Source organism: Methylobacterium sp. WL18 (assembly GCF_008040015.1).
Taxonomy (GTDB): domain Bacteria; phylum Pseudomonadota; class Alphaproteobacteria; order Rhizobiales; family Beijerinckiaceae; genus Methylobacterium; species Methylobacterium mesophilicum.
This window is the reverse complement of sequence record NZ_VRVD01001044.1, coordinates 1-1,018: the sequence shown is the minus strand read 5'-3', so window position 1 is coordinate 1,018 and position 1,018 is coordinate 1. Positions and strand designations below refer to the sequence as shown.

The following is a 1,018-nucleotide window of genomic DNA, read 5'->3' as shown; positions in this document are numbered from 1 at the left end:
AGCCGGCGGCCCGGAGGGTGGCGAGGGCGGCGGCGTCAGTCACCCAGCGTCTCCGGCCCGAACGATTCGGGCAGCAACTCTTCCAGCGTGAAGGTTTTCGCGACGCGCTCCGGCCCGGCGGCGTGGATCGGCGTGTCCGGCCCGGCGAATTCGCGGATGCGCTGGCGGCAGGCGCCGCAGGGCGTCACCAGGCCCGCGCCGTCGCCGCAGACCAGGATCGCGGCGATGCGCCGGCCGCCGCCCGCGATCATCGCGGCGATCGCCCCGGCCTCCGCGCAGGTCCCGACCGGGTAGGCCGCGTTCTCGACGTTGCAGCCGGCATGGATCGCGCCGCGCTCGTCGCGCAGCGCCGCCCCGACCCGGAACCGGGAATAGGGCGCGTGCGCCCGCGCGCGCACCGCCCGGGCGGCCTCGAACAGGGCTGTCAGCCCCTCATCCCGTTGCGCTGAATCGGCGGCCTGCATGGCCGATCTTTGGCACCCGGCGGGGCGGCCTGTCGAGGGGCGGAGCAATGGCAGAGGGCATAGTGCGGTGCCAGCGAGAGCAGCTGTTTTCAGTGTGCGGGCTACTCGGATGCGTTGAAAATCCGGATCCCTTATTCCGGGGCGCCGAAGGCGAGCCCGGAGCGCCGGGGGCCCACACGTTCCGATTGCAGCCGCATCCATACCATGGCCGCAGAAGCCGCAAGTCCCCTCTCCCGTGCGGGAGAGGGGACCCGCGCGTCATCCTGTGCCCAAGTGTCCCGGCCCGAAGTGTGAATTCGGCAGCCCGTGCGGCAGAGGGTGCGCGGAGCGACCTGTAGCAGCGCCTGCGCCTCAAACCTGTGTAGGGCCGTCGTTGGGAATGACGTGGCGAATGTTCGGCCGTCCCCGAAAATCCCTCAGCGCGTCGCCGCGCCCGCCCCCAGCATCCCGGCGGCCTGGCGCAGGACCGCGTCGTCCTGCGGGCCGCTCAGCGCGTAGGCGGTGTCGCCGGCATTCCAGGACAGGAGCGTGCCGTCGTCCGAGCCGGTGAGCGC

Annotated in this window: 1 protein-coding gene; it reads right to left on the bottom strand. The window is 72.5% G+C overall.

Annotated elements, in window-relative coordinates:
• Positions 1-35: 35 nt before the first annotated feature.
• Positions 36-464, bottom strand: a complete 429-nt coding sequence (locus FV228_RS30775; protein ID WP_147857865.1) for a cytidine deaminase — start codon at positions 462-464, stop codon at positions 36-38.
• Positions 465-1,018 lie beyond the last annotated feature (554 nt).